Origin of the sequence: Anoxybacillus sp. J5B_2022 (assembly GCF_026847645.1) — a bacterium.
Taxonomy (GTDB): Bacteria; Bacillota; Bacilli; order Bacillales; family Anoxybacillaceae; genus Anoxybacteroides.
In genome coordinates this window covers 53,873-75,822 of the sequence record NZ_JAPSMC010000007.1, presented here as the reverse complement: position 1 = coordinate 75,822, position 21,950 = coordinate 53,873, and the positions used below count along the sequence as shown (strand labels likewise).

19 protein-coding genes and 1 pseudogene are annotated in these 21,950 nt (G+C 44.9%); 3 read left to right on the top strand and 17 right to left on the bottom strand.

Annotated elements, in window-relative coordinates:
• A pseudogene (locus M4I42_RS03805) lies at positions 1–438 on the top strand (C39 family peptidase); the annotation flags it as partial.
• A 176-nt stretch (positions 439–614) separates the two neighbouring features.
• Here the strand turns inward: M4I42_RS03805 and M4I42_RS03800 are convergent.
• From M4I42_RS03800 to M4I42_RS03755, 10 genes are all read right to left on the bottom strand, one after another.
• Entirely contained in the window at positions 615–1,916 is a 1,302-nt protein-coding gene (locus M4I42_RS03800) for a dihydrolipoamide acetyltransferase family protein (protein ID WP_268850916.1), read from the bottom strand.
• A gap of 152 nt (positions 1,917–2,068) precedes the next feature.
• Positions 2,069–3,229 carry an RNA-guided endonuclease InsQ/TnpB family protein gene (locus tag M4I42_RS03795; RefSeq protein ID WP_268850915.1) on the bottom strand — a complete coding sequence of 387 codons (1,161 nt, stop codon included), beginning with the start codon at positions 3,227–3,229 and terminating at the stop codon, positions 2,069–2,071.
• A complete protein-coding gene (locus M4I42_RS03790; protein ID WP_328284583.1) occupies positions 3,226–3,822 on the bottom strand; it encodes an IS607 family transposase in 597 nt (198 codons plus the stop codon). Before M4I42_RS03790 ends, M4I42_RS03795 begins: the two co-directional genes overlap by 4 nt.
• A gap of 213 nt (positions 3,823–4,035) precedes the next feature.
• Positions 4,036–5,019, bottom strand: a complete 984-nt coding sequence (locus M4I42_RS03785; protein ID WP_268850914.1) for an alpha-ketoacid dehydrogenase subunit beta — start codon at positions 5,017–5,019, stop codon at positions 4,036–4,038.
• Positions 5,020–5,032: 13 nt separating this feature from the next.
• Positions 5,033–6,028, bottom strand: coding sequence for a thiamine pyrophosphate-dependent dehydrogenase E1 component subunit alpha (locus M4I42_RS03780; RefSeq protein ID WP_268850913.1), 996 nt, complete (start codon positions 6,026–6,028; stop codon positions 5,033–5,035).
• 24 nt (positions 6,029–6,052) lie between these two features.
• On the bottom strand, positions 6,053–7,474 hold the full coding sequence (gene lpdA, locus M4I42_RS03775) for a dihydrolipoyl dehydrogenase (protein ID WP_268850912.1): 1,422 nt from the start codon (positions 7,472–7,474) through the stop codon (positions 6,053–6,055).
• Positions 7,475–7,492: 18 nt separating this feature from the next.
• Positions 7,493–8,599: a butyrate kinase gene (gene buk, locus M4I42_RS03770; RefSeq protein WP_268850911.1), complete on the bottom strand. Its 1,107-nt coding sequence runs from the start codon at positions 8,597–8,599 to the stop codon at positions 7,493–7,495.
• Positions 8,600–8,664: 65 nt separating this feature from the next.
• Positions 8,665–9,768 (bottom strand): branched-chain amino acid dehydrogenase, encoded by a 1,104-nt coding sequence (gene bcd / locus M4I42_RS03765; RefSeq protein ID WP_268850910.1) that lies wholly within the window; start codon positions 9,766–9,768, stop codon positions 8,665–8,667.
• Positions 9,769–9,802: 34 nt separating this feature from the next.
• On the bottom strand, positions 9,803–10,708 hold the full coding sequence (yqiS, locus tag M4I42_RS03760; RefSeq protein ID WP_268850909.1) for a phosphate butyryltransferase: 906 nt from the start codon (positions 10,706–10,708) through the stop codon (positions 9,803–9,805).
• 168 nt (positions 10,709–10,876) lie between these two features.
• A complete protein-coding gene (locus M4I42_RS03755; protein WP_268850908.1) occupies positions 10,877–12,940 on the bottom strand; it encodes a sigma 54-interacting transcriptional regulator in 2,064 nt (687 codons plus the stop codon).
• A gap of 128 nt (positions 12,941–13,068) precedes the next feature.
• Here M4I42_RS03755 and M4I42_RS03750 point away from each other — a divergent pair, with 128 nt between their 5' ends.
• Positions 13,069–13,305, top strand: coding sequence for a DUF2627 domain-containing protein (locus M4I42_RS03750; protein WP_268850907.1), 237 nt, complete (start codon positions 13,069–13,071; stop codon positions 13,303–13,305).
• Between the two features lie 8 nt (positions 13,306–13,313).
• Here M4I42_RS03750 and M4I42_RS03745 read toward each other — a convergent pair whose 3' ends face one another.
• Positions 13,314–14,045: a glycerophosphodiester phosphodiesterase gene (locus tag M4I42_RS03745; RefSeq protein WP_268850906.1), complete on the bottom strand. Its 732-nt coding sequence runs from the start codon at positions 14,043–14,045 to the stop codon at positions 13,314–13,316.
• 95 nt (positions 14,046–14,140) lie between these two features.
• Between M4I42_RS03745 and M4I42_RS03740 the strand changes: the two genes are divergently transcribed.
• Positions 14,141–14,284 (top strand): YycC family protein, encoded by a 144-nt coding sequence (locus M4I42_RS03740; RefSeq protein WP_268850905.1) that lies wholly within the window; start codon positions 14,141–14,143, stop codon positions 14,282–14,284.
• Between the two features lie 78 nt (positions 14,285–14,362).
• Here M4I42_RS03740 and spo0A read toward each other — a convergent pair whose 3' ends face one another.
• The 6 genes from spo0A to dxs form a co-directional block, all read right to left on the bottom strand.
• Positions 14,363–15,142, bottom strand: a complete 780-nt coding sequence (gene spo0A, locus M4I42_RS03735; protein ID WP_268850904.1) for a sporulation transcription factor Spo0A — start codon at positions 15,140–15,142, stop codon at positions 14,363–14,365.
• Positions 15,143–15,407: 265 nt separating this feature from the next.
• Positions 15,408–16,697, bottom strand: a complete 1,290-nt coding sequence (gene spoIVB, locus M4I42_RS03730) for a SpoIVB peptidase (protein WP_268850903.1) — start codon at positions 16,695–16,697, stop codon at positions 15,408–15,410.
• A gap of 117 nt (positions 16,698–16,814) precedes the next feature.
• A complete protein-coding gene (gene recN, locus M4I42_RS03725; RefSeq protein ID WP_268850902.1) occupies positions 16,815–18,536 on the bottom strand; it encodes a DNA repair protein RecN in 1,722 nt (573 codons plus the stop codon).
• Between the two features lie 18 nt (positions 18,537–18,554).
• Complete coding sequence (ahrC, locus tag M4I42_RS03720; protein ID WP_268850901.1) at positions 18,555–19,004, bottom strand: transcriptional regulator AhrC/ArgR; 450 nt, start codon at positions 19,002–19,004, stop codon at positions 18,555–18,557.
• A 50-nt stretch (positions 19,005–19,054) separates the two neighbouring features.
• The gene (locus tag M4I42_RS03715; RefSeq protein WP_268850900.1) at positions 19,055–19,894 is read right to left on the bottom strand and encodes a TlyA family RNA methyltransferase; all 840 of its coding nucleotides are present in this window, start codon (positions 19,892–19,894) and stop codon (positions 19,055–19,057) included.
• Between the two features lie 3 nt (positions 19,895–19,897).
• Entirely contained in the window at positions 19,898–21,790 is a 1,893-nt protein-coding gene (dxs, locus tag M4I42_RS03710; RefSeq protein ID WP_268850899.1) for a 1-deoxy-D-xylulose-5-phosphate synthase, read from the bottom strand.
• Between the last annotated feature and the right edge of the window lie 160 nt (positions 21,791–21,950).

The window sequence follows — 21,950 nt, the reverse complement described above, 5'->3', positions numbered from 1 at the left end:
GTAAAGTATTGGGACAATAATGGTTACCCAAATCTAGTTTCAAGTTCAACAACTACGAATCAATTAATTGACAGCTTAGCAACTTATATGAAAACAAATCGTGATACTGGTGGAACATCTGTTACAAATATGGTTTCTGGTATGAAGAGCTATTGGAGTGCAAAAGGGTATAGTGCTACAGTTACTAGTTACACTGGCTCATTCAGTACACATAAAAATGAAATTGATGCAGGTAGACCTGATTGGGTAACTACAGACAATCACCCTGTATGGGGAGATCATGCAATGACAGGTGTAGGATATGAGGAATATTATGACACAGACAAACTAACTTGGTATCGTCAAATCATTTTGCACGACACATGGTCTAATACACCAACAGATTATTGGATTAAATGGAGCTCATACTTCGATTATGTTATAAAGGTACAGCCCTAAAATTTAATCTGATGTCCCTATGTTTTAATACATTAAATTAAGCGCTCTATATCCAGCTACAAGAACTTACTCTAGCTTATCGACAAAATCAAAGGCTGATTTCTTCTCTAGTTAAGAAGAGCTCTGACTATAGACAAAAAGGGTTCAGACTTAGTTGCTGAACCCTTTTTTGTTTATTAATAAATCGGCGTATTGTCTTTTGAAACGTTCTCTAAAATTTCTTTGACGCGCGCTAAGAAGCGGCCGCAAATTAAGCCGTCAAGGACGCGATGGTCAAGCGATAAGCATAAATTGACCATGTCGCGAATCGCGATCATGCCGTCTTTGACAACCGGACGTTTGACAATCGATTCGACTTGCAAAATCGCTGCTTGTGGATAGTTGATAATGCCCATTGATTGTACGGAACCGAAGGAGCCGGTATTGTTCACCGTGAATGTGCCGCCTTGCATATCTTCTGGACGCAATTTGCCGGCACGCACTTTCGCCGCTAACTCGGCAATTTCACGGGCGATGCCTTTGATTGATTTTTCGTCGGCATGTTTAATGACGGGAACAAATAGCGCATCATCAGTCGCAACCGCAATCGAAATGTTAATGTCCTTTTTCTGAACGATTTTATCGCCCGCCCACATCGAGTTGATTTGCGGGAATTCTTTTAACGCTTGCGCAACCGCTTTAACGAAGAACGCAAAATATGTTAAGTTAAATCCTTCGCGTTTCTTAAATTCGTCTTTAATTGAATCGCGGTACGCCACTAAGTTCGTGACATCGACTTCGACCATCGTCCATGCGTGCGGCGCTTCATGCTTGCTGCGGAGCATATTCGTTGCGATCGCTTTGCGAACAGGGGTAACCGGAATTTCGATGTCGCCTGCTTGGACAGGAACGTTCGGAATTGCTTGTTGTTTTGGCGCTGCTTGTACAGGCGCTTCTGCTTTTGGTACCGGTGCAGCAGCTGACTGAGCTTGCGCTGATTGTGCCGCCGGTGTTTGGTCAGCCGTTGGAATATTGCCGGACTCGATTAATTTCAATAAATCTTTACGGGTAATGCGGCCGCCTACACCTGTACCTTGCACTTGCGTAAGGTCGATATTGTGCTCTTGCGCTAAGCGAAGAACAGCTGGTGAATAGCGCCCACGTTCTCCTGCTTGTTTTTTCGGTGCTGGAGCTGCAGTTACTGTTGATTCTGCTTTTGGCGCATCTGCTTGTTTTGTTTCTGCTGCCGGAGCTTCTCCTTCTACTTCCATCGTGCAGATGACCGCGCCAACCGGAAATGTTTCACCTTCTTTGGCTATGATTTCTTTAATGACGCCTGTAAAAGAAGAAGGAATTTCTGCATTTACTTTATCTGTCATCACTTCCGCGATCGGATCATATTTATTCACTTTGTCGCCGACAGAAACAAGCCATTTGCTGATCGTACCCTCGGTGACGCTTTCACCGAGCTGAGGCATAGTCAGTTGTTCAATTGCCACATTGATGACCTGCTACTAAAAATATAGACAAAGCTATATTTTTAGAGTGTTCCTGCTTCAACGAACCCGACCTCGCCAAAAGGCTACTATCGTTTGTATGGCTCTCCACAGGCGTTAATTCCCGACTAGCCATCGGTATCATACCGTCCTCCTTACGTGAGAACGATATAGTCTGTTGCACGTAAAAGGGATGTTGCCGCATTAAGGTCTCTATCCATCGTATGACCACAACCATCACAAACATATATCCGATCCGATAACTGGAGGTCTTTTTTCATATGCCCACAACGAGAACACATTTTCGACGATGGATAAAATCGACTGACTTGTCTTACTTCAATGCCATATTTTTTGCATTTATGAATGAGCCATGTTTGAAACGTATAAAAACATTGTTCTGCAATGGATCTAGCCAAATGGCGGTTTTTCATCATCCCTTTGACGTTCAAGTCCTCGATGACGACGTATCGTGGCTTGGTTTTCGCCACTTCATTCGCTACGAACTTCACGTACTCCAAGCGAATATTCGCCAATCGAGCATGGAGCTTTTGCACCCTAAAAATATTTTTGTCTATATTCGCTCCTCTTTTCGTAGCAGGCTTTTCACCTCTCTTCTTTAGATTTTCGTATTTGCGAGATAAGGAGCGTTGTTCTCGCCTTAATTTCTTTTTCAACTTCCTAACTTTTTGTGTGTAGTTGATGTTTTGAAACACTCTGCCATCGCTGCAAACAGCAAATGTTTTAATACCTAAATCAATGCCGATCCCTGTTGATTGAAGCGGAACATTCGGTTTGACATCTTCCACTTCACAAAGAACAGATACAAAATATCGTCCTGCTTTTTTCGACACCGTCCCACTTCGGACGACTGCATGTTTTGGAATATACCCATATTCTTTTAACCGAACCCAACCGATGGTTGGAATTTTGATGCGATGTCGTTCGACTGTCCAATCCGTCTTATTGTTTCGAGGAAAATAACATTTGACGTCTTGGTCTTTTTTCCGTTTGTATCGAGGGAATCCCGTTTTCCCTTGAAAAAAGCGTTGAAACGCTTTTTCTGCGTTCATAATCGACTGCTTGACAGCCTTTGTCGATACGTCTTTCATCCATTGGTCTTGTTGTTTTGTGTGTACGTTATTGAGCCATTTATCAAACTCGTACCCACTCATGAATCGCTTTTCTTGTTCGTATATTTCCTTGTTTTTTGAAATGTAAAAGTTATACACGTAACGACAAACACCAATCGTTTTGTTTATTTTGATCGCTTGTTCGGTTGTCGGTTTGATTTCAACAAAATAAGCTTTTTTCATAACTGATCTTCCTTCATTTTGTCTTTGTACTTTCTCAAACCATCAACCCGACAGCTAAACACATGAATAATTGAAATCAAGTCTTGAACCAATTCTTCTTGCGGTGACAATTTCTCGTTGTTGATTACAATGATTTTTACACCTAATTTATCAAGAAATTGTTCGAACCACTCATAGCCGAATCGAACGAATCTGTCTTTATGTGCAATAAGAATGGTTGAAACCTTTCCATCTACACATGCTTCAATCAATCGATTCCAATGCTTTCTTTTGTAGTTTAAGCCGCTACCAATATCTGTTACAACTTCGTCCACAATCATTCCTTTTGCGTTAGCGTATTGCCTTAAAAACTCGACTTGATTTTCTAAATCGTCTTTTTGACCTTTGTTTGACACTCTGGCGTATATGACTGTCTTACCTACTTGATTTTCCTTTGGAATCCCCATATACTCTCTGTACTGTTCTTCTGTATAATATCTCCTTCCTTTTGGGTTTCGGTAAGCTTTCAATACGCCTTCGTTATCCCATCTTTGCAGCGTTTTTACCGACACATGTAACATTTCTGCAAATTCTTTTGGTTTATAGTGTTTCATGTCTATATTTTATAACATTTAAACACTTTTGTATATTTTAAAAATTACTGTTTTCGTCCTCCTATCTTGACTAAAAGCTACTAAACTTGCGTGAGGATCGAGGCTGTTTTTTTGTTTTGGCATCAGCCTCCGCTTTGCTTATTGTCTAGCTCAGCTCGCAACTCCTTCTAGAAATTTTCCTTCGGCATTAAGCGCTCGCCTCCGCTTTTTGTATTAAAACGCAGCTAATTCCCGCATTGCTTTTTCGACTTTGTCAGGGTTGACCATAAAGAATTTCTCCATTGTCGGCGCATACGGCATCGCTGGAACATCGGGACCAGCAAGGCGCATAATTGGCGCATCTAAGTCGAATAAACAATGCTCCGCAATAATCGCTGCCACTTCGCTCATGACGCTTCCTTCTTTAGTATCTTCCGTGACAAGAAGCACTTTTCCCGTTTTTCTAGCCGCTTCGATGATCGCTTCTTTATCTAACGGATAAACGGTGCGCAAATCTAATACATGAGCGGAAATGCCGTCTTGGGCCACACGCTCTGCGGCTTGAAGCGCAAAGTGCACGCATAAACCGTACGTGATGACGGTAATGTCTTCTCCTTCACGTTTGACATCCGCTTTCCCGATTGGCAACACGTAATCATCTTCAGGAACTTCGCCTTTAATTAAGCGGTACGCGCGTTTATGCTCAAAGAATAAGACCGGATCTTCATCGCGAATCGCTGCTTTTAACAACCCTTTCACATCATAAGGAGTCGATGGCATGACAATTTTTAACCCTGGTTGGTTCGCAAACACCGCTTCAACCGATTGAGAGTGGTAAAGCGCCCCGTGAACGCCGCCACCGTATGGGGCACGAATGACGATCGGGCAGTTCCAGTCGTTGTTCGAACGGTAGCGAATCCGGGCCGCTTCCGAAATAATTTGGTTGACCGCCGGCATAATAAAGTCAGCGAATTGAATTTCCGCAATCGGACGCAATCCGTACATCGCCGCACCGATGCCAACACCGACAATGGCCGACTCCGCCAACGGCGTATCGATGACGCGCTCTTCGCCAAATTGCTCGTACAGCCCTTGCGTTGCTTTAAACACCCCGCCTTTTTTGCCGACGTCTTCCCCTAATACAAAGACACGCGGGTCGCGTTCCATTTCTTCACGAATCGCCATCGTAACGGCATCAATATATGAAATGACTGGCATGTATAGTTCCCCCTTACTTCTCAGCGTATACGTACTTTAATGCATGTTCAGGCTCAGCGTATGGCGCTTTTTCCGCGTAATCAGTCGCTTCGTTCACTTGTTTCATGACGCGGTCATGAATGTCTTTTTCCAATTCTTCTGTTAACACGCCGACTTCTTTTAAGTAGTTCGCAAATGAAATGATCGGATCTTTCGCGCGCGCCTCCGCCAATTCTTCCGGCGTACGGTACACGCGATCATCGTCGTCCGAAGAGTGAGCCGTTAGCCGATAAGAAACCGTTTCGATCAATGTCGGACCTTCGCCGCGACGCGCACGATCAGCTGCTTCTTTCACAACTTTATATACTTCGAGTGGATCGTTTCCGTCTACTGTATAGCCTGGCATGCCGTACCCGATCGCGCGGTCGGAAACTTTTTCACACGCTAACTGTTTTTCGATCGGAACAGAAATAGCGTATTTGTTGTTTTCGCACATAAAGATGACCGGCAATTTATGAACGCCGGCAAAGTTGGCCCCTTCATGGAAATCGCCTTGGTTCGAAGAACCTTCACCGAACGTTACAAAGCAAATGAAATCTTTTTTCTCCATTTTCGCTGCCAACGCAATTCCGACGGCATGCGGCACTTGGGTTGTCACCGGTGAAGAACCTGTAACGATGCGATTTTTCTTTTTCCCGAAGTGACCTGGCATTTGGCGGCCACCAGAGTTTGGATCTTCTGCTTTCGCAAACGCGGAAAGCATCAATTCTGTCGGCGTCATACCGAACGTCAAAACGACGCCCATATCGCGATAGTAAGGTAATACGTAGTCTTTCGTACGGTCTAATGCGAATGCCGCCCCAACTTGTGCTGCTTCTTGACCTTGACAAGAAATGACAAACGGGATTTTCCCTGCACGGTTTAACAACCACATACGCTCATCGATTTTTCGGGCCAAAAGCATCGTTTCATACATTTCCAATACCGTTTCATCGCTTAAGCCTAACGCTTGATGACGATTTTCTGCCATCGACAAAACCTCCTTATTATTCGCTTAAAAATGAATCGCTTTACCGTCAACCGCTAACGCCGCTTCCATCATTGCTTCGGATAACGTCGGATGCGGATGGATCGTATGCGCTATTTCCCAAGGGGTCGCATCTAACACGCGGGCAAGACCAGCTTCAGAAATCATGTCCGTGACATGCGGACCAACCATATGAACGCCTAATAAATCGTTCGTGTTTTGGTCTGCGATGATTTTTACGAATCCTTCCGCTTCGCCGAATACGAGCGCTTTTCCAATCGCTTTAAACGGGAATTTGCCGATTTTGACGTCGTAGCCTTTTTCTTTCGCTTCCTCTTCCGTTAAGCCGACGCTCGCCACTTCTGGACGGCTGTATACGCATTTTGAAATCATTGTGTAATCAATCGGCGCTGGGTTTTGGCCGGCGATGTGCTCAACGGCGACAATCCCTTCATGGGAAGCAACATGGGCAAGCTGCAATCCGCCGATGACGTCGCCAATGGCATAAATATGCGATTCTTTCGTTTGATAAAATTCATTCGTTTGAATAAACCCTTTTTCCACGACAATATCTGTATTTTCTAAGCCGATGCCTTCGATATTCGCTTGGCGGCCGACCGAAACAAGCATTTTTTCTGCTGTAAACGCTTTTCGCTCTCCTTTATGTTCTGCTTGAATGGTGACGCCGTTTCCTTTTTCAAGCGTTTCCGGCAATACTTTGGCGTTCGTGACGATGTGGATGCCGCGCTTTTTCAATAGTTTTTCGACTTCTTTCGATACGTCGCGGTCTTCCGTCGGCAAAATGCGGTCTGCATATTCAAGCACCGTTACTTGTACGCCAAAATCGTTAAGCAACGAAGCCCATTCGATCCCGATGACGCCGCCACCGACGATAATGATCGATGCCGGTAGCGTTTCTAGTTGCAACGCTTCATCCGAAGTAATGACGAATTGTCCATCAATGTCAAGCCCCGGCAATGTGCGCGGACGAGAGCCCGTTGCGATGATGACGTTTTTCGGAACGAGCATTTCATTTTCACTGCCATCGTTCATTTCAACAGAAATCGTCCCTGGCATCGGCGAGAAAATCGATGGGCCTAAAATGCGGCCTGTTCCTTCATAAACATCAATTTTCCCTTTTTTCATTAAATGTTGAACGCCTTTATGTAGTTGCTCAACAATACTATTTTTCCGCGCTTGCACTTTTGCAAAGTCGATTTGGACAGCGCCCACTAAAACGCCAAATTTTTCGCTTTCTTTCGTTTGCGCGTACACTTCAGCGCTGCGAAGCAACGCTTTACTTGGAATGCAGCCTGCGTGCAAGCACGTTCCGCCGAGCTTTCCTTTTTCGACAACGGCTGTTTTTAAGCCTAATTGCGCCGCACGAATCGCCGCAACATAGCCACCTGTACCGCCGCCTAATATGACGAGATCGTACTCCTTTGCCATTCTGTTTGCCCCTTTCCCCTACATCATTTTCGTTGCAACAAAATTGCCTGGATATTCTTTTTCCTTCTCTTCACCGCGTAACACGCGCAACGCTCCTTCCGCGAGCGCTTGCAATTCGTTTTCCCCCGGTTGCACAATGACTTCGGCAATCCATTTGACCCGGTCGGTAATTTCCTTCACAAATTCTTTTCCGTAAGCAAGCCCGCCCGTCAACACGATCGCATCGACTTTTCCAGCTAAAACGGCGCTGGCCGCTCCGATTTCTTTCGCGACTTGATACGCCATAGCACGATAAACGAGCTTTGCCTTTTTATCGCCAGCTTCAATCATTTTTTCGACCTTCACCGCATCGTTCGTCCCAAGATAGCCGACTAATCCGCCTTGACCAACAAGCATTTTCATGATTTCTTCCCGATAATATTCCCCTGAAAAACATAACGAAACGAGGTCTCCTGCCGGCACTGTCCCGGCTCTTTCTGGGCTGAATGGCCCTTCGCCGTCCAAGCCATTGTTGACGTCGACAACGCGGCCTCGTTTATGGGCGCCGACGGTAATCCCGCCGCCCATGTGCACGACAATTAGATTTATTTCTTCATATTTTTTTCCGAGCTGTTTTGCGACGCGACGGGCGACCGCTTTTTGGTTCAATGCATGGAAAATGCTTTTCCGCTCAATGAGCGAAAACCCAGAAATACGAGCGATTGGGTCAAGTTCATCGACGACGACCGGATCAACGATAAACGCCGGGATATTGAGCGCCGTAGCGATTTCATGAGCTAAAATGCCGCCAAGATTGGAAGCGTGCTGGCCGGCATAACCTTTGCGCAAATCAGCTAACATTTGTTCATTTACACGGTATGTGCCCCCTTCAATCGGACGCAATAGCCCTCCGCGGCCGCACACTGCACTTAGTTTCGAAATGTTGATTCCTTCTTCATCAAGCGCTGCTAAAATCGTGTGTTTCCGAAATTCGTATTGGTCAATGATCGATTTATATTGTTGCAGCTGCTCAGTATCATGACGAATCGTTTTTTCAAAAATGGAACGTTCGTTATCAAATACCCCGATTTTCGTTGAAGTAGATCCTGGGTTAATGACTAAGATGCGAAATTCTTTTTCCTGCAACGTTTCTACCCTCCATTTTTATAAGTGAAAGCGAGAATAATTATTCCCGCTTTCACTGTCCGTATTTAACGGCCTCGACGACGGCTTAAAATGTGATGGCCGTTTTGCAAAAATTGGCTGCGTGATTTCCGCATCGTTTCAATGCGTTCTTCCGCTAAGCGGTCCGCTGCTTTATATGTCGGAATGTTGTCGCGTTTCGCGATTTCCAATACTTTTTCAATGTTATTGTAAATTTGCTCTACTTTTTTCATTGCACGTTCACGGTTGTAGCCATATAATTCGTCCGCGACGTTGATGACACCGCCTGCGTTGATCACGTAGTCAGGCGCATACACGATGCCCATTTCGTGAATAATATCGCCGTGTCTTGCTTCGCGCAATTGGTTGTTCGCCGCCCCTGCGATGACTTTTGCTTTCAATTGCGGAATTGTTTGGTCGTTAATAATCCCGCCAAGCGCACAAGGAGCGAAAATATCGCAATCTACGCCGTAAATGTCGTTCGGGTCGACCGCTTTCGCGCTAAATTCTTCGACAACGCGCTGTACCGCTTCTTTGTTAATGTCTGTGACGATCAGTTTCGCCCCTTCTTCATGAAGGTGGCGGCATAAGTTGTACGCCACGTTGCCGACACCTTGAACCGCAATCGTTTTTCCTTCCAACGAATCGCTGCCAAACGCTTCTTTTGCCGCTGCTTTCATACCGCGATAGACGCCATATGCCGTCACTGGAGACGGGTTGCCGGACGAACCGAACTCCGGCGAAATGCCTGTGACATAATCTGTTTCTTGGTAAATAATGTCCATGTCCGCAACCGTTGTGCCAACGTCCTCCGCTGTAATATAGCGACCGTTTAAGCCTTGGATGAAGCGGCCAAACGCGCGGAACATCGCTTCGTTTTTATCTTTGCGCGGGTCGCCGATAATCACCGTTTTTCCACCGCCAAGGTTGAGGCCGGCGGCAGCGTTTTTGTACGTCATGCCGCGCGCAAGGCGAAGTGCATCTTCAATCGCTGCTTCCTCCGATTCATACATCCACATGCGGGTACCGCCTAATGCCGGTCCGAGCGTTGTATCGTGAATCGCGATAATCGCTTTTAATCCTGATTCTTTGTCTTGGCAAAACAATAATTGCTCATAATCGTATTGTTCCATGTATTTGAAGATTTCCATGTTGTCTTCCTCCCCAAGTTTCTTTTCGATGTATTTATTTAGACGCGGAACAAACCGCAAGCGCTAGCGAATAAAGTTTGCTTTCCGCTGAATCGGCTCGCGACGTGAGAACGATCGGCGCTTTCGCCCCCGCGATCACCGCGCCTACTTTTGCATTCGCAAAATAAATGAGCGACTTATACAAAATATTTCCTGCTTCAATATCAGGGACGAGCAAAATATCCGCTTTTCCCGCGACTTCGCTCGTAATACCTTTATGCTCTGCCGCAAGTTGCGACACCGCGTTGTCAAGCGCCAGCGGCCCATTCACAACGCAACCTTTAATCTGGCCACGCTCGTTCATCATCGTCAGCGCTGCGGCATCAATCGTTGCCGCCATCGCTGGATTGACGACTTCGACTGCTGCTAACGGAGCGACTTTTGGCATCTCGATTCCAATCGCTTTCGCAACAGCTACAGCATTTGCAATAATTTGCATTTTTTGTTCTAAATCAGGAGCGATATTCATCGCTGCATCCGTTACGATAATGTATCGATCGTAGTTCGGTACTTCAAATACGGCGACATGCGACAACACATTGCCTGTGCGCAAACCATATTCTTTATGAAGAACAGCTTTTAAAATCGTCGCTGTTGGAATATTGCCTTTCATTAAAACGTTCGCTTCGTTCAAATGAACCGCTTTGACAGCGAGTTCCGCTGCTTGTGCGACCGAATTCGTATGAACGATTTTAATTTTGTGATTTTTTGCATAGTTTTCGTTTTTTTGCTTTAACAATTGCGAAATACGTTCGCGATCTCCGTACAAAATAAACCGACCAAACTGATGGTCCAAAGCCATCATCACTGCCTCGATCACTTCTTCGTCTTCCGCTGCAGCGACAGCTACCGTCATATCGGAATATTGGGTTGCTTTGTCTACTAGTGATTGCAGCTTCATGTCATGGATCCAACCCCTTTTTGATCATTTTTTCGGTCATTGTAGTATAATGCAAAAATCGTGCCAACAAATAAAATACTCAGCGAAAAAAGAAAAACGGTATTTTTGTCGTTGTTAACATTGAAAACGCTTTATTTTTCCTCTGCATTTTTTTGCACGATACGCAAATTATTGCATGTATTTTTTTGCAAGTCCATACTTTTCTAGTTTGTAATAAAGATTGCGAATCGAAATGTTCAACCGTTTGGCCGTAGCGGTTTTGTTCCCACGGCATTCGCGCAATGCTGCCTCGATAATTTGGGCCTCGTACTTCTCAAGCATTTCTTCAAGCGGCCGCAATTCTTCGCCATTTATCACCTCTTTCGCTTTAGTGTCTTGCAGTATTTGCAATGGCGGAATATGATGAACATCGATCCATATTTCGTTAAATTTCATAAAAATCATCGCTCGCCCTAATACGTTTTCCAATTCGCGAACATTGCCAGGCCAATCATAGGAAGAAAGATAGCGAAGCGCCGCTTCCGTTAGCCCTTCCACATTCCTTCCGTAATCTTGATTCAGTTTATGAATTAAATGCTGGCATAGTGCCGGGATATCCTGTTTGCGTGCTCTTAGTGGCGGAATGTGGATCGGCATCCGATTAAGCCGATAATATAAATCTTCCCGAAACGTTCCGTCGGCAATCGCTTTTTCCAAATTAACATTTGTCGCAGCAATGATGCGCACGTTAATGGGGATCGGTTTTGTGCCGCCGACGCGGACGATCTCTCGCTCTTGCAGAACGCGCAGTAGTTTTGCTTGCGTATTGGCGGAAAGTTCCCCGATTTCATCAAGAAAAATGCTGCCGTTATTTGCTTCTTCAAATAATCCTCGTTTGCCGCCTCGTTTCGCCCCGGAAAACGCCCCTTCTTCATAACCAAACAATTCACTTTCTAGCAATGATTCAGAAATGGCTGCACAGTTGACGCGAATAAATTTGTTGTATTTTCGGTCGCTCGCGTTATGAATCGCATGGGCAAATAATTCTTTCCCTGTTCCCGATTCCCCGCGCAATAAAATCGTTGCGGGCGTTTTCGCTGCCAGTTTCGCTTGTTCGATGGCGACCATCATCTCTTCCGAGGTCCCGATAATATCGGCAAATGAATATTTCGCTTCAAGTGTGCGAATAATTTGCCGCGCCCGGTTGAGCTCGTTCGTCAAGCGCTGAATTTCTGACACGTCATGAATGATGCCGACGCTTCCCTTTAGTGTGCCATCAACAATGATCGGTGCAACATTGACAATAACATCGCGATTTTTCGGTCCGACTTTCATACGTACACCACGGACAGGCTTGCGCGTTTTTAACACTTGCATATGCATGCTTTCGCCTTCAGAAATGTCGGCAGTTGCTGGTTTGCCGATGACTTCTTCTTCTGATAAACCAGTAATGCGCGTATACGCCGGGTTGATTAAAATGCCGTTGCCATGCTCGTCAACGACCGAAATCGCTTCTTCTGACGAATGAATGATCGCTTCTAACATCATGCGAATTTCTTTTAAGTTGGTGAGCTCTTCTGCTAGCTGCATCACTTCCGTTACATCTTTAAAAACGGCTAACGCGCCAAGCAGCCTGCCTGATTCGTCGGTCATCGGAATGCGCGTCGTAATAATTTTCCGACCGTTTTCCAACTCCAGCTCTTGATGTAGCTCGATTTGTTTCGTCTTTAATACACGTGGCAGCCCACTTGATGGAATGATTTGTAAAATGTGTTTTCCGATTGCTTCATGCTTGTCCACTTCAATCATGAACGCAGCGCTATCATTCATATGCGTAATATACGCAAATTCATCCACTACAATCATACCGTCATGCGTCGAATTAAAAATTAAATCGCGGCGCGCCGTTTCGCTTTTTAACGTGGCAATGAGCGCTTCCTTTTCTTCGACGAGCTCAGCGATAATATATGCGACTTCTCCTGGGATCACGACGGTGTTTTTTTGCCGCTTTTTGCGAATTTCTTCGAATACGTCTTTTTCTCCTGTCGCTTCAATGACGATGTCGATGTCATTCATTAAAAACGGGCGCCAATCGCTTCCCGTTGGGATATTCATCGTCGCGGCTAACTCTAATCCTGGTGCGCGTTTATTGCGGTCAACAACCGCTACAACCTCCATAATCGTCGTTTGCTGGAACATTTTCAATAACGCGGTTCCGCCTTTTCCAGCGCCAACAATGAGCACTTTTTTCATTTCCTTCACCTTTAGACAATGCAATTTTTTGCAGACAGTTTTATCATACCGATATTTCTTGACAAATTCAACGAAACAGTTAACATTTTTCATGAAATGATTTTTCTACGTGAAAGGACTATGCCGCTATGCAACGATTGATTGCTCTTATTATTTTGCTTATTCCCGGATTTATTGCTGCATTAGGAATTAAATGGATGCGTGATACGTTGTTTGGAATTTTACACCCGCCCGTTCCGTTTCTTTGGCTGCAGTTTTTATGTGGATTCATTTTTTTCGTACTCGGGTTAGGATTTATCGGAGGGTTTATTTTTCACCGCGACCGGAAACGGAATAAAGTGCAGCCGAGATTCCAAAAAAAATGACCTGAACATCACCGTTCAGGCTGTTTTTTTATTTGCTTTGCTTTTTCAGGATAATCGGTAAAAATGGCATCGACTTGGTAGCGGAACATCGTTTTCATTGCTTCTTCGCTATTAATCGTAAACGGTCGCACGTGTACGTGATGAAGATGCGCTTCGCGGACAAACGATTCCGATACGGTACGGTAATACGGATGAAGTCCGCTCGCTCCTAGCAAGCGCACATATTGCCACGGCTGATAAAGCGATTCCATATACAAAAGCGCCGTTTCGATCGTTGGTGCGAGTTGGCGACAACGAGCCATGCTATTATGGTTGAAAGAGGAAAAAATGACGCGCGGTTCGAGTCGATAATGTTTCACCATGTCGATCACTTTTTCCTCCAGTCTTTCATAAGCAATGAGCCCGTTTTTCAGTTCGATGTTTAATAACAAAGAGGTGCCAGAAATCCATGCCAATACTTCTTCAAGCAGTGGAATGCGGCACGTTTGATATTGTTCAACAAATTTATATCCCGCATTCAACGATTGTAAGTCACGGTACGTCAAATCTTTTACCCAGCCTGTTCCATCAGTTGTTCGATCGACCGTTTCGTCATGAATGACGACAAGCGCCCCGTCTTTTGTCATTTGCACGTCTAACTCAATACCGTCCGCTCCGACGCGTTCCGCTTCATAAAAGGCAATCATCGTATTTTCCGGATGCGTGCCGGCTGCGCCGCGGTGCGCAAAAATTTTTGTCATGCTTCTGCCCCTTTCCTCTACAAACGAAAACATAGTAAAATTATATGCGTCTAACTAAAAAATTTCTACCTTGTTTGGAAAAAGAGGTGATCTACATGCGTCCGCATCAAATTTCATTGGAAACGGCGCAAAAGCTCGCGAAAGCGCTCGGCGTTCCGCTTGAACAAGTGATGCACATGCCGCAACATATCTTAATGCAAAAGCTGATGGAACTAGAAAAGAAAAAAGACGAAAGGTAGCCCACGAGGACTACCTTTTTCTTCTTGGCTTCCAACCAATCGTGCGTTGTCTGAAAAAAACATACAATCGCTACACTTTTACGACGCTTTATGCTCAAGCCGCAATTTATCCGCCACCATCGCGATGAACTCACTGTTCGTCGGTTTGGCTTTGGAGATGCTGACGGTGTAACCGAATAAGGAAGAGATGGATTCGAGATTGCCGCGGCTCCATGCGACTTCAATTGCGTGGCGAATTGCCCGCTCGACGCGGCTAGCGGTTGTATTATATTTTTTCGCGATATCTGGGTACAATACTTTCGTAATCGATCCAAGCAGTTCGATGTCGTTGTATACCATCGAAATCGCTTCACGCAAATATAAATATCCTTTAATGTGTGCTGGTACACCAATTTCATGAATGATGCTCGTAATGCTTGCATCCAAATTTTTCGGTTTGCTTTCACGCACTTGATACGCAACAGGCGCTTTTTTCACAACCGGCGTTGCTTTTCCGTACACTTGACGAATGTGATGAACTAAGTTTTCCATATCAAACGGCTTTAAGATAAAATAAGACGCCCCTAAATCGACCGCTTTTTTCGTGACATCTTCTTGACCGAACGCCGTCAGCATGATAACATGTGGCTGCTTTTCCCGCTTCATTCGCATTTTTTCAAGAACAGCCAATCCGTCTAAATGAGGCATAATAATATCCAACAACAAAATATCCGGCTGCTTCTCTTCGAGCATATATAAACAGTCTTGACCGTTATATGCGACGCCGATGACTTCCATATCATTTTGACCGGAAATATATTCTTCCAATAGACTTACCAATTCACGATTATCATCCGCAATACACACTTTAATCTTCAAGAAAATCTTCCTCCCCACTTCCAATTGATCGTTTCATTTTATGTAATATTCTACCTAAATCCATTCGACACAGCCACCGAAAATCCTTTATTTTTTCAAAAATAAGTATTTTTTTAAAATTCAACAAAAATCATCCATGTTCGACGAATTTCTATGTGTTTCTTTGTCGAAAAATCTTTATGATACTATTTTATCGAATCGTTCAACAAATATCTATGCGAAGAGCGAAAAAATATTAACTTTTTTGCTAAAAAAGCGAGCATTTTCAGCTCGCTTTTCGGTTTTGCTTCCCATATATATCAATGCCTGCTTCGTTCAACATCCATTCGATATGCACGCCGTATCCTGACGTCGGATCGTTGACAAAAACGTGTGTGACGGCACCGACAAGTTTTCCGTCCTGGATGATCGGGCTACCGCTCATTCCTTGGACAATTCCCCCTGTCTTTTTTAATAAACGAGGGTCGGTCACCCGAATGACAAGTCCTTTCGTGGCCGGAAATTTTTGCGGAATCGAGCTGACGATCTCAATGTCAAACGCCTCTACTTTATCGTTTTCGATGACCGTCAACATTTTTGCTGGTCCTTCTTTTACTTGATGCGATAGCGCAATCGGCATCGGTTCATCAAACAACCCATTTTGTATTGGTTTCGATAACGTACCGAAAATGCCGAACGGGCTGTTGTTCGTAATGTTGCCGATCACTTCTTTATCAGCTGAAAATCTCGCCAATTTTTCTCCAGGATTCCCACTGCTTCCTTTTTCGATGGAGGTGACGGTCGATTTCATAATTTGCCCGTCTTGCACAACAATCGGTTTTCGTGTATCCATGTCGGAAATAACATGTCCAAGCGCTCCGTATTTTTTGGAAGCGGGATCATAAAATGTCATCGTTCCAATGCCGGCGGCTGAATCGCGGATATATAAGCCGATGCGATACGCATGATCCTGTTTATCCTTTAACGGCGTCAGCTTTGTTGCAATCGAACGCTGATCACGAAGAAGTTGTAGTTGAAGCGGTTGTCCTGTTTTTCCCGCCTCTTCAATAAATGGCGAAAGGTCGCTCATTTTTTCGATTTCTTTTCCATTTACGTTCGTAATAATATCCCCTACTCGAATCCCTGCCAATTCTCCTGGCGATTTTTTCCCATCTTCCGTTTCGACAAGGTGATAGCCAACGACGAGAACACCTAATGTATTTAATTTCACCCCGATCGACTGTCCACCCGGAATGACCTTTAAGTTCGGGAGTACCTTAATATCGACTTGCTTAATCGGCACTCCTCCCATGTTTAAAATCATTTGCCCTTCATCGCGCTGCTTCGCTTCGAGTGAAAGCGAGTCCTCTGTCTTAGTGACATCAATCGAACGAGAAGTATCTTTCATTTCTGCATGAACAGGAAAGGCAGAAGCGAAGCTCACTTTTTCTCCTTCAAACATAACAATTTCCTTTGGAAGTCGCAAATACTCTTTGACCGGTTTTGACATACTAATCACGACAAATGAAACAAGGAGAAAGACCCCTACCATTTTTCTTATTGTTTCTGCGATCAAACCTTTTCACTCTCCTCGCTCCCACCTACATTTGCGGCTACAGTTTTAATTTTGCCTTAATCGTCATAAATATAATCGTGCCGACCATAAAAAAAGCTACCCACAATGGATAGCTTTTCATCCTTTTATTTTCGCTGCTAATTCAAGTAGTTCTTTGGCATGTTCTTTTGTTAATTCGGTAATCTCGACACCGGAAATCATCCGGCCGATTTCTTTAATTTTTTCTTCCTCTGTCAACACTTTAACCGACGTTTTCGTACGGCTTCCGTCTGTTTCTTTCGAAATGAATAAGTGCGTATCCGCCATCGCGGCCACTTGTGGCAAATGAGAAATACAAAGCACTTGAGAACCGATGGACACGCGGTAAATTTTTTCGGCAATGGCTTGCGCGACGCGACCACTCACACCGGTGTCGACTTCGTCAAAAATGATCGATGTGACACCTTGATGCTGAGAGAAAATGCTTTTTAACGCTAGCATAATGCGCGATAATTCCCCACCAGAGGCGATTTTGACAAGCGGTTTCAGCGGCTCACCGACGTTCGTGGAAAGATAAAATTCGACGATATCCACTCCGTCCGCTTGGAATTTTACCGGCACTCCATCGATGATTGGCGCATCGAACGTTCCTTCGCGCTTCGTAAATACAATATCAAATGTCGTTTTTTCCATGTATAAATCTTTTAGTTCTTGGTGAATATGCTGAATAAGCGTTTGTGCGTGTTTCATCCGCACGTTCGTGACATTTTTCGCTTCAATTAGCAAATCTTCTGTGACGGACTGCAGCTCTTTTTGTAGCTGATGAATGCGGGTGTCGCGATTTTGGATCGAATCGATTTCTTCGGCAATTTTTTCTGCATATTGTAAAATATCGGCTACCGTTTGCCCATATTTTCGTTTTAAATGGCTGATTTCGTTTAGCCGGCCTTCAATGAAATCAAGCCGACTCGGATCGTATTCCAATTGCTCTAGTTCATCGCGCAGTTTATACGCCGTTTCCTCCAACAAATAATAGCTGTTGGCAATTGTTTCATATGTCTCTTTTAAAGTAGAATCGATATGGGTGACATCATCTAAATGGCTCATCGCCAGCCCGACCCAGTCAAGCCCGCGCTGTTCGCCATAGAGCGCCTCATAACTGCGTTTGAGAGCTTCGTAAATTTTTTGGAAGTTCATGATTTTCACTTTTTCTTCCATCAATTGCTCATCTTCGTTCGGCTGCAAATTCGCTTTTTGAATTTCGTCGAGCTGGAACGTTAACAAATCTAAGCGGTGTGCCATTTGTTGTTCGTTTTCGCTCAATTTTTGGAGTTGTTTTTTTAATTGCTCGTATTTTTCATATACGGCCCAGTATTCCTCAAGCGCCGCACTAATTTCTTTGCCGCCGTACTCGTCCAATAACGGAAGGTGTTTGCTAGGATCCATCAATTCTTGATGTTCATGTTGCCCATGAATATCGACAAGCGTTGAGCCGATTTCGCGCAATACTGCCATGGTCACCAATTTTCCGTTGACGCGGCAAACGCTTTTTCCGCTGACGGAAATTTCGCGGCGCAACACGACCATTCCTTCGCTGATGTCAATGCCGACTTCGGCACATTTTTCATAACACGGATGCGTTTCGTCATCTAATAAAAATAGTCCTTCAATTTCTGCGCGTTCTTCCCCGTAACGGACAAACTCCGCCGAACCACGTCCACCAATGAGTAGATGAATCGCATCAATAATGATCGATTTTCCAGCGCCGGTTTCCCCAGTTAACACCGTCAATCCTTTTTCAAAGGAAATAGATAGCGATTCGATGATGGCAAAATTTTTAATGGACAATTCCGCAAGCATGTTGGAATCACCTCATGTCTATAGCATGTCCAGCAACCGCTGAGAAATGATTTCCGTATCTTCTGGCGTGCGGCAAATAATTAAACACGTATCATCGCCGCAAATCGTTCCAACAATTTCATTCCAATCGAGATTATCGAGCAATGCACCGATCGCATGAGCATTCCCCGGCAGTGTTTTCATGACGAGCAAATGACCGGCGCCGTCAATTTTCACAAATGCATCCATTAACGCCCGCTTTAATTTTTGGAGCGGGTTAAACCGCTGATCAGCTGGAAGGCTATATTTATAACGCCCATTCATCATCGGAACTTTCACAAGCTGTAATTCTTTAATATCTCTTGACACGGTCGCCTGTGTCACGTTAAACCCCGCCTGCCTCAGCATATCAACTAGTTCATCTTGCGTTTCAATTTCATAATTCGTAATAATTTCACGAATTTTAATATGGCGTTGCCCTTTATTCAACATTAACACCTCGCACAGTATTTATCATAAAAACGGGAATAACGCATTTGTTATTCCCTCGGCTCTCCGTTCGTTAGCTTTTCGTGCGCTTGTTTGACGACTTCGTCCGGCCGCTTAGACAGCTTGTTATCGCCGATTTCTTTTTCTCCTTCCCAGCGGAGATGAAGCAAAAATTCAATGTTTCCATCTCCCCCAGTAATCGGTGAATGCGCTAAATCTAGCACATCATACCCTTCGTGAAGCGCAAATTCAATCATCGAAACGAGAACCGATTCGTGAATAGCTGCTTCGCGCACAATCCCTTTTTTGCCGACATGTTCCTTTCCCGCTTCGAACTGCGGCTTCACAAGTGCAATCACATCACTTCCTCGAACGAGAACCGTTTTTAAAACAGGTAAAATGAGCTTAAGCGAAATGAACGATACATCGATCGTCGCAAATTCCGGAAGACCTTTCGTAAAATGCGCCGGCGTCACGTAGCGGAAGTTCGTCCGCTCCATCACAACGACTCGCTCATCTTGACGGAGTTTCCATGCCAACTGGTTGTACCCGACATCGAGTGCATATGACATTTTCGCTCCATGCTGCAAGGCGCAGTCGGTAAAACCACCTGTCGATGCACCGATGTCTAACAAAATTTTATCTTTGACCGTTACATGAAACGTGCGCAACGCTTTTTCTAGCTTTAACCCGCCGCGGCTAACATATGGCATTGCGTTTCCTTTAACCGTCAGCGGGATGTCCGCTGGCACTTTCTCGCCGGGCTTGTCTAGACGCATTTCGTTCGAGTAAACAAGCCCGGCCATAATCGCCCGTTTCGCTTTTTCACGCGTTTCTGCCAATCCTCGTTCAACTAATAGTACATCAAGTCGTTCTTTTTTCCCTTTCATCGCTCATGCCCTTTTTTGTTTTCTTGGTATCATTGTTTTCACATGATCCACGACGTGTGCTGTTGTTAAGCCGATTTCTTGCAGCAATTCTTTTACACTTCCGTGTTCAATGAAACGATCCGGAATGCCCATGCGCTGAATGACCGCCTGATGGTAGCCATGATCGTGCGCAAACTCGAGCACCGCACTACCGAAGCCGCCTTGTAACGCCGCTTCTTCAATCGTTAATAGCGGCATATTGCTTCCCAGCAACTCATGCAGCATCGTTTCGTCCATCGGCTTAATAAAGCGGGCGTTCACGACTTTGACGGAAACATTTTCTTTCGCTAATTTTTCCGCTGCCTCAAGCGCCATCGGAATCGTCGTTCCGAACGTTAAAATCGCAATGTCCCGTCCTTCACGCAACACTTCCCACGTGCCGATCGGGATGGTGCGAAGCTCGTCGTCCATTTTTACGCCAAGGCCGTTTCCGCGCGGAAAGCGAAGCGCAATCGGACCATCGTCGTATTGAATCGCCGTATACACCATATGCTGTCCTTCATTCTCATCTTTCGGCATCATGAGAACAAGATTTGGAACGTGGCGCAAAAAGGCAATATCAAACACCCCTTGGTGCGTTTCTCCGTCTGCGCCAACGAGTCCAGCCCGGTCGATCGCAAAAAAGACGTTTAAATTTTGCCGACAGACGTCGTGAACAACTTGGTCATACGCCCGCTGCAAAAAGGTGGAGTAAATCGCTAAAAACGGCTTCATGCCTTGTGTAGCGAGCCCTGCGGCCAACGTCGTCGCATGCTGTTCTGCAATGCCGACGTCGTACATTCGGTCTGGAAATTCGCTCGCAAATCCTTCTAGCTTCGAGCCGACCGGCATCGCTGGAGTAATCGCCACAATACGCGAGTCCGTGCGTGCCAACTTTCGCACCGTTTCGCTAATGAGTTCACTCCAAGACGGCGCTTGGTGGACCGGTTTTAAAAAGTCGCCCGTTTCAATTTTATAAGGTCCTGTTCCGTGCCACGTTCCGATTTTGTCATTTTCCGCCGGATGGTACCCTTTTCCTTTTTTCGTGATAACGTGAAGCAACACAGGTCCTTTAATTTTTTTCGCATAATGTAAATTCTCGAATAAATCATCAAAATCATGACCGTTGACCGGTCCGAGATACGTGAACCCAAGCTCTTCAAAAAAGACGCCGGATACGAGCAAATATTTTAGGCTATCTTTAATTCGTTCGGCGGTTGCTGCTAATTTCCCACCGACGGCTGGAATTTTTTTTAGCAGCATTTCTAGTTCATCTTTCACCCATTGATATTTTCCAGCGGTCCGTAAACGGCCGAGCACGTTATGAAGCGCACCGACATTCGGCGCAATCGACATTTCGTTGTCATTCAACACAACGATCATATCTTTTTTCTCATGGCCGATATGGTTAAGCGCTTCGAGCGCCATTCCGCCCGTTAATGCTCCGTCGCCGATAATTGGAACGATGTACTCATTCGTTCCTTTTAAATCGCGGGCAATCGCCATCCCCATCGCTGCTGATAACGATGTCGAGCTATGTCCTGTTTCCCACACATCATGCTCGCTTTCGCTTCGTTTCGGAAAGCCGCAAAGCCCTTTATATTGTCTTAACGTATCAAACTCTCCCGCACGCCCGGTTAAAATTTTATGGACATACGACTGATGACCGACATCCCACAACAATTTATCTTTCGGGCTATCAAATACTTTATGAAGCGCAATCGTCAACTCCACTACCCCGAGATTCGGTCCAATATGTCCGCCTGTTTTCGATAGCTTCTCAATTAAAAATTGCCGGATATCCGCGCTTAACTGAATGAGCTGCTCTTTAGACAGCGATTTTAAAAAGCGCGGATCTTTAATTTCAGTTAAATTCAAACGAGATCACTCGCTTTCGTTTTATCGTTCACTTTCAGTGCCCTGATATAATACAGATATTAGTTATTATACATGATAAATGAATAAAGAAAAATGTTCCGCCGCTATTTTCCTCACAAGCGAAAAAAGAGCCGCTAACACAAATGTGATAACGGCAGAC

Coding starts and splice junctions, on each gene's coding strand:
- M4I42_RS03785 (WP_268850914.1), bottom strand. CDS start 5,019: ATGCCAGTCATTTCATATATTGATGCCGTTACGATGGCGATTCGTGAA.
- M4I42_RS03795 (WP_268850915.1), bottom strand. CDS start 3,229: ATGAAAAAAGCTTATTTTGTTGAAATCAAACCGACAACCGAACAAGCG.
- bcd (WP_268850910.1), bottom strand. CDS start 9,768: ATGGAAATCTTCAAATACATGGAACAATACGATTATGAGCAATTATTG.
- M4I42_RS03745 (WP_268850906.1), bottom strand. CDS start 14,045: ATGACAAAAATTTTTGCGCACCGCGGCGCAGCCGGCACGCATCCGGAA.
- M4I42_RS03715 (WP_268850900.1), bottom strand. CDS start 19,894: ATGAAAGGGAAAAAAGAACGACTTGATGTACTATTAGTTGAACGAGGA.
- lpdA (WP_268850912.1), bottom strand. CDS start 7,474: ATGGCAAAGGAGTACGATCTCGTCATATTAGGCGGCGGTACAGGTGGC.
- yqiS (WP_268850909.1), bottom strand. CDS start 10,708: ATGAAGCTGCAATCACTAGTAGACAAAGCAACCCAATATTCCGATATG.
- M4I42_RS03780 (WP_268850913.1), bottom strand. CDS start 6,028: ATGGCAGAAAATCGTCATCAAGCGTTAGGCTTAAGCGATGAAACGGTA.
- M4I42_RS03750 (WP_268850907.1), top strand. CDS start 13,069: ATGCAACGATTGATTGCTCTTATTATTTTGCTTATTCCCGGATTTATT.
- recN (WP_268850902.1), bottom strand. CDS start 18,536: ATGCTTGCGGAATTGTCCATTAAAAATTTTGCCATCATCGAATCGCTA.
- M4I42_RS03790 (WP_328284583.1), bottom strand. CDS start 3,822: ATGAAACACTATAAACCAAAAGAATTTGCAGAAATGTTACATGTGTCG.
- M4I42_RS03755 (WP_268850908.1), bottom strand. CDS start 12,940: ATGAAAAAAGTGCTCATTGTTGGCGCTGGAAAAGGCGGAACCGCGTTA.
- M4I42_RS03740 (WP_268850905.1), top strand. CDS start 14,141: ATGCGTCCGCATCAAATTTCATTGGAAACGGCGCAAAAGCTCGCGAAA.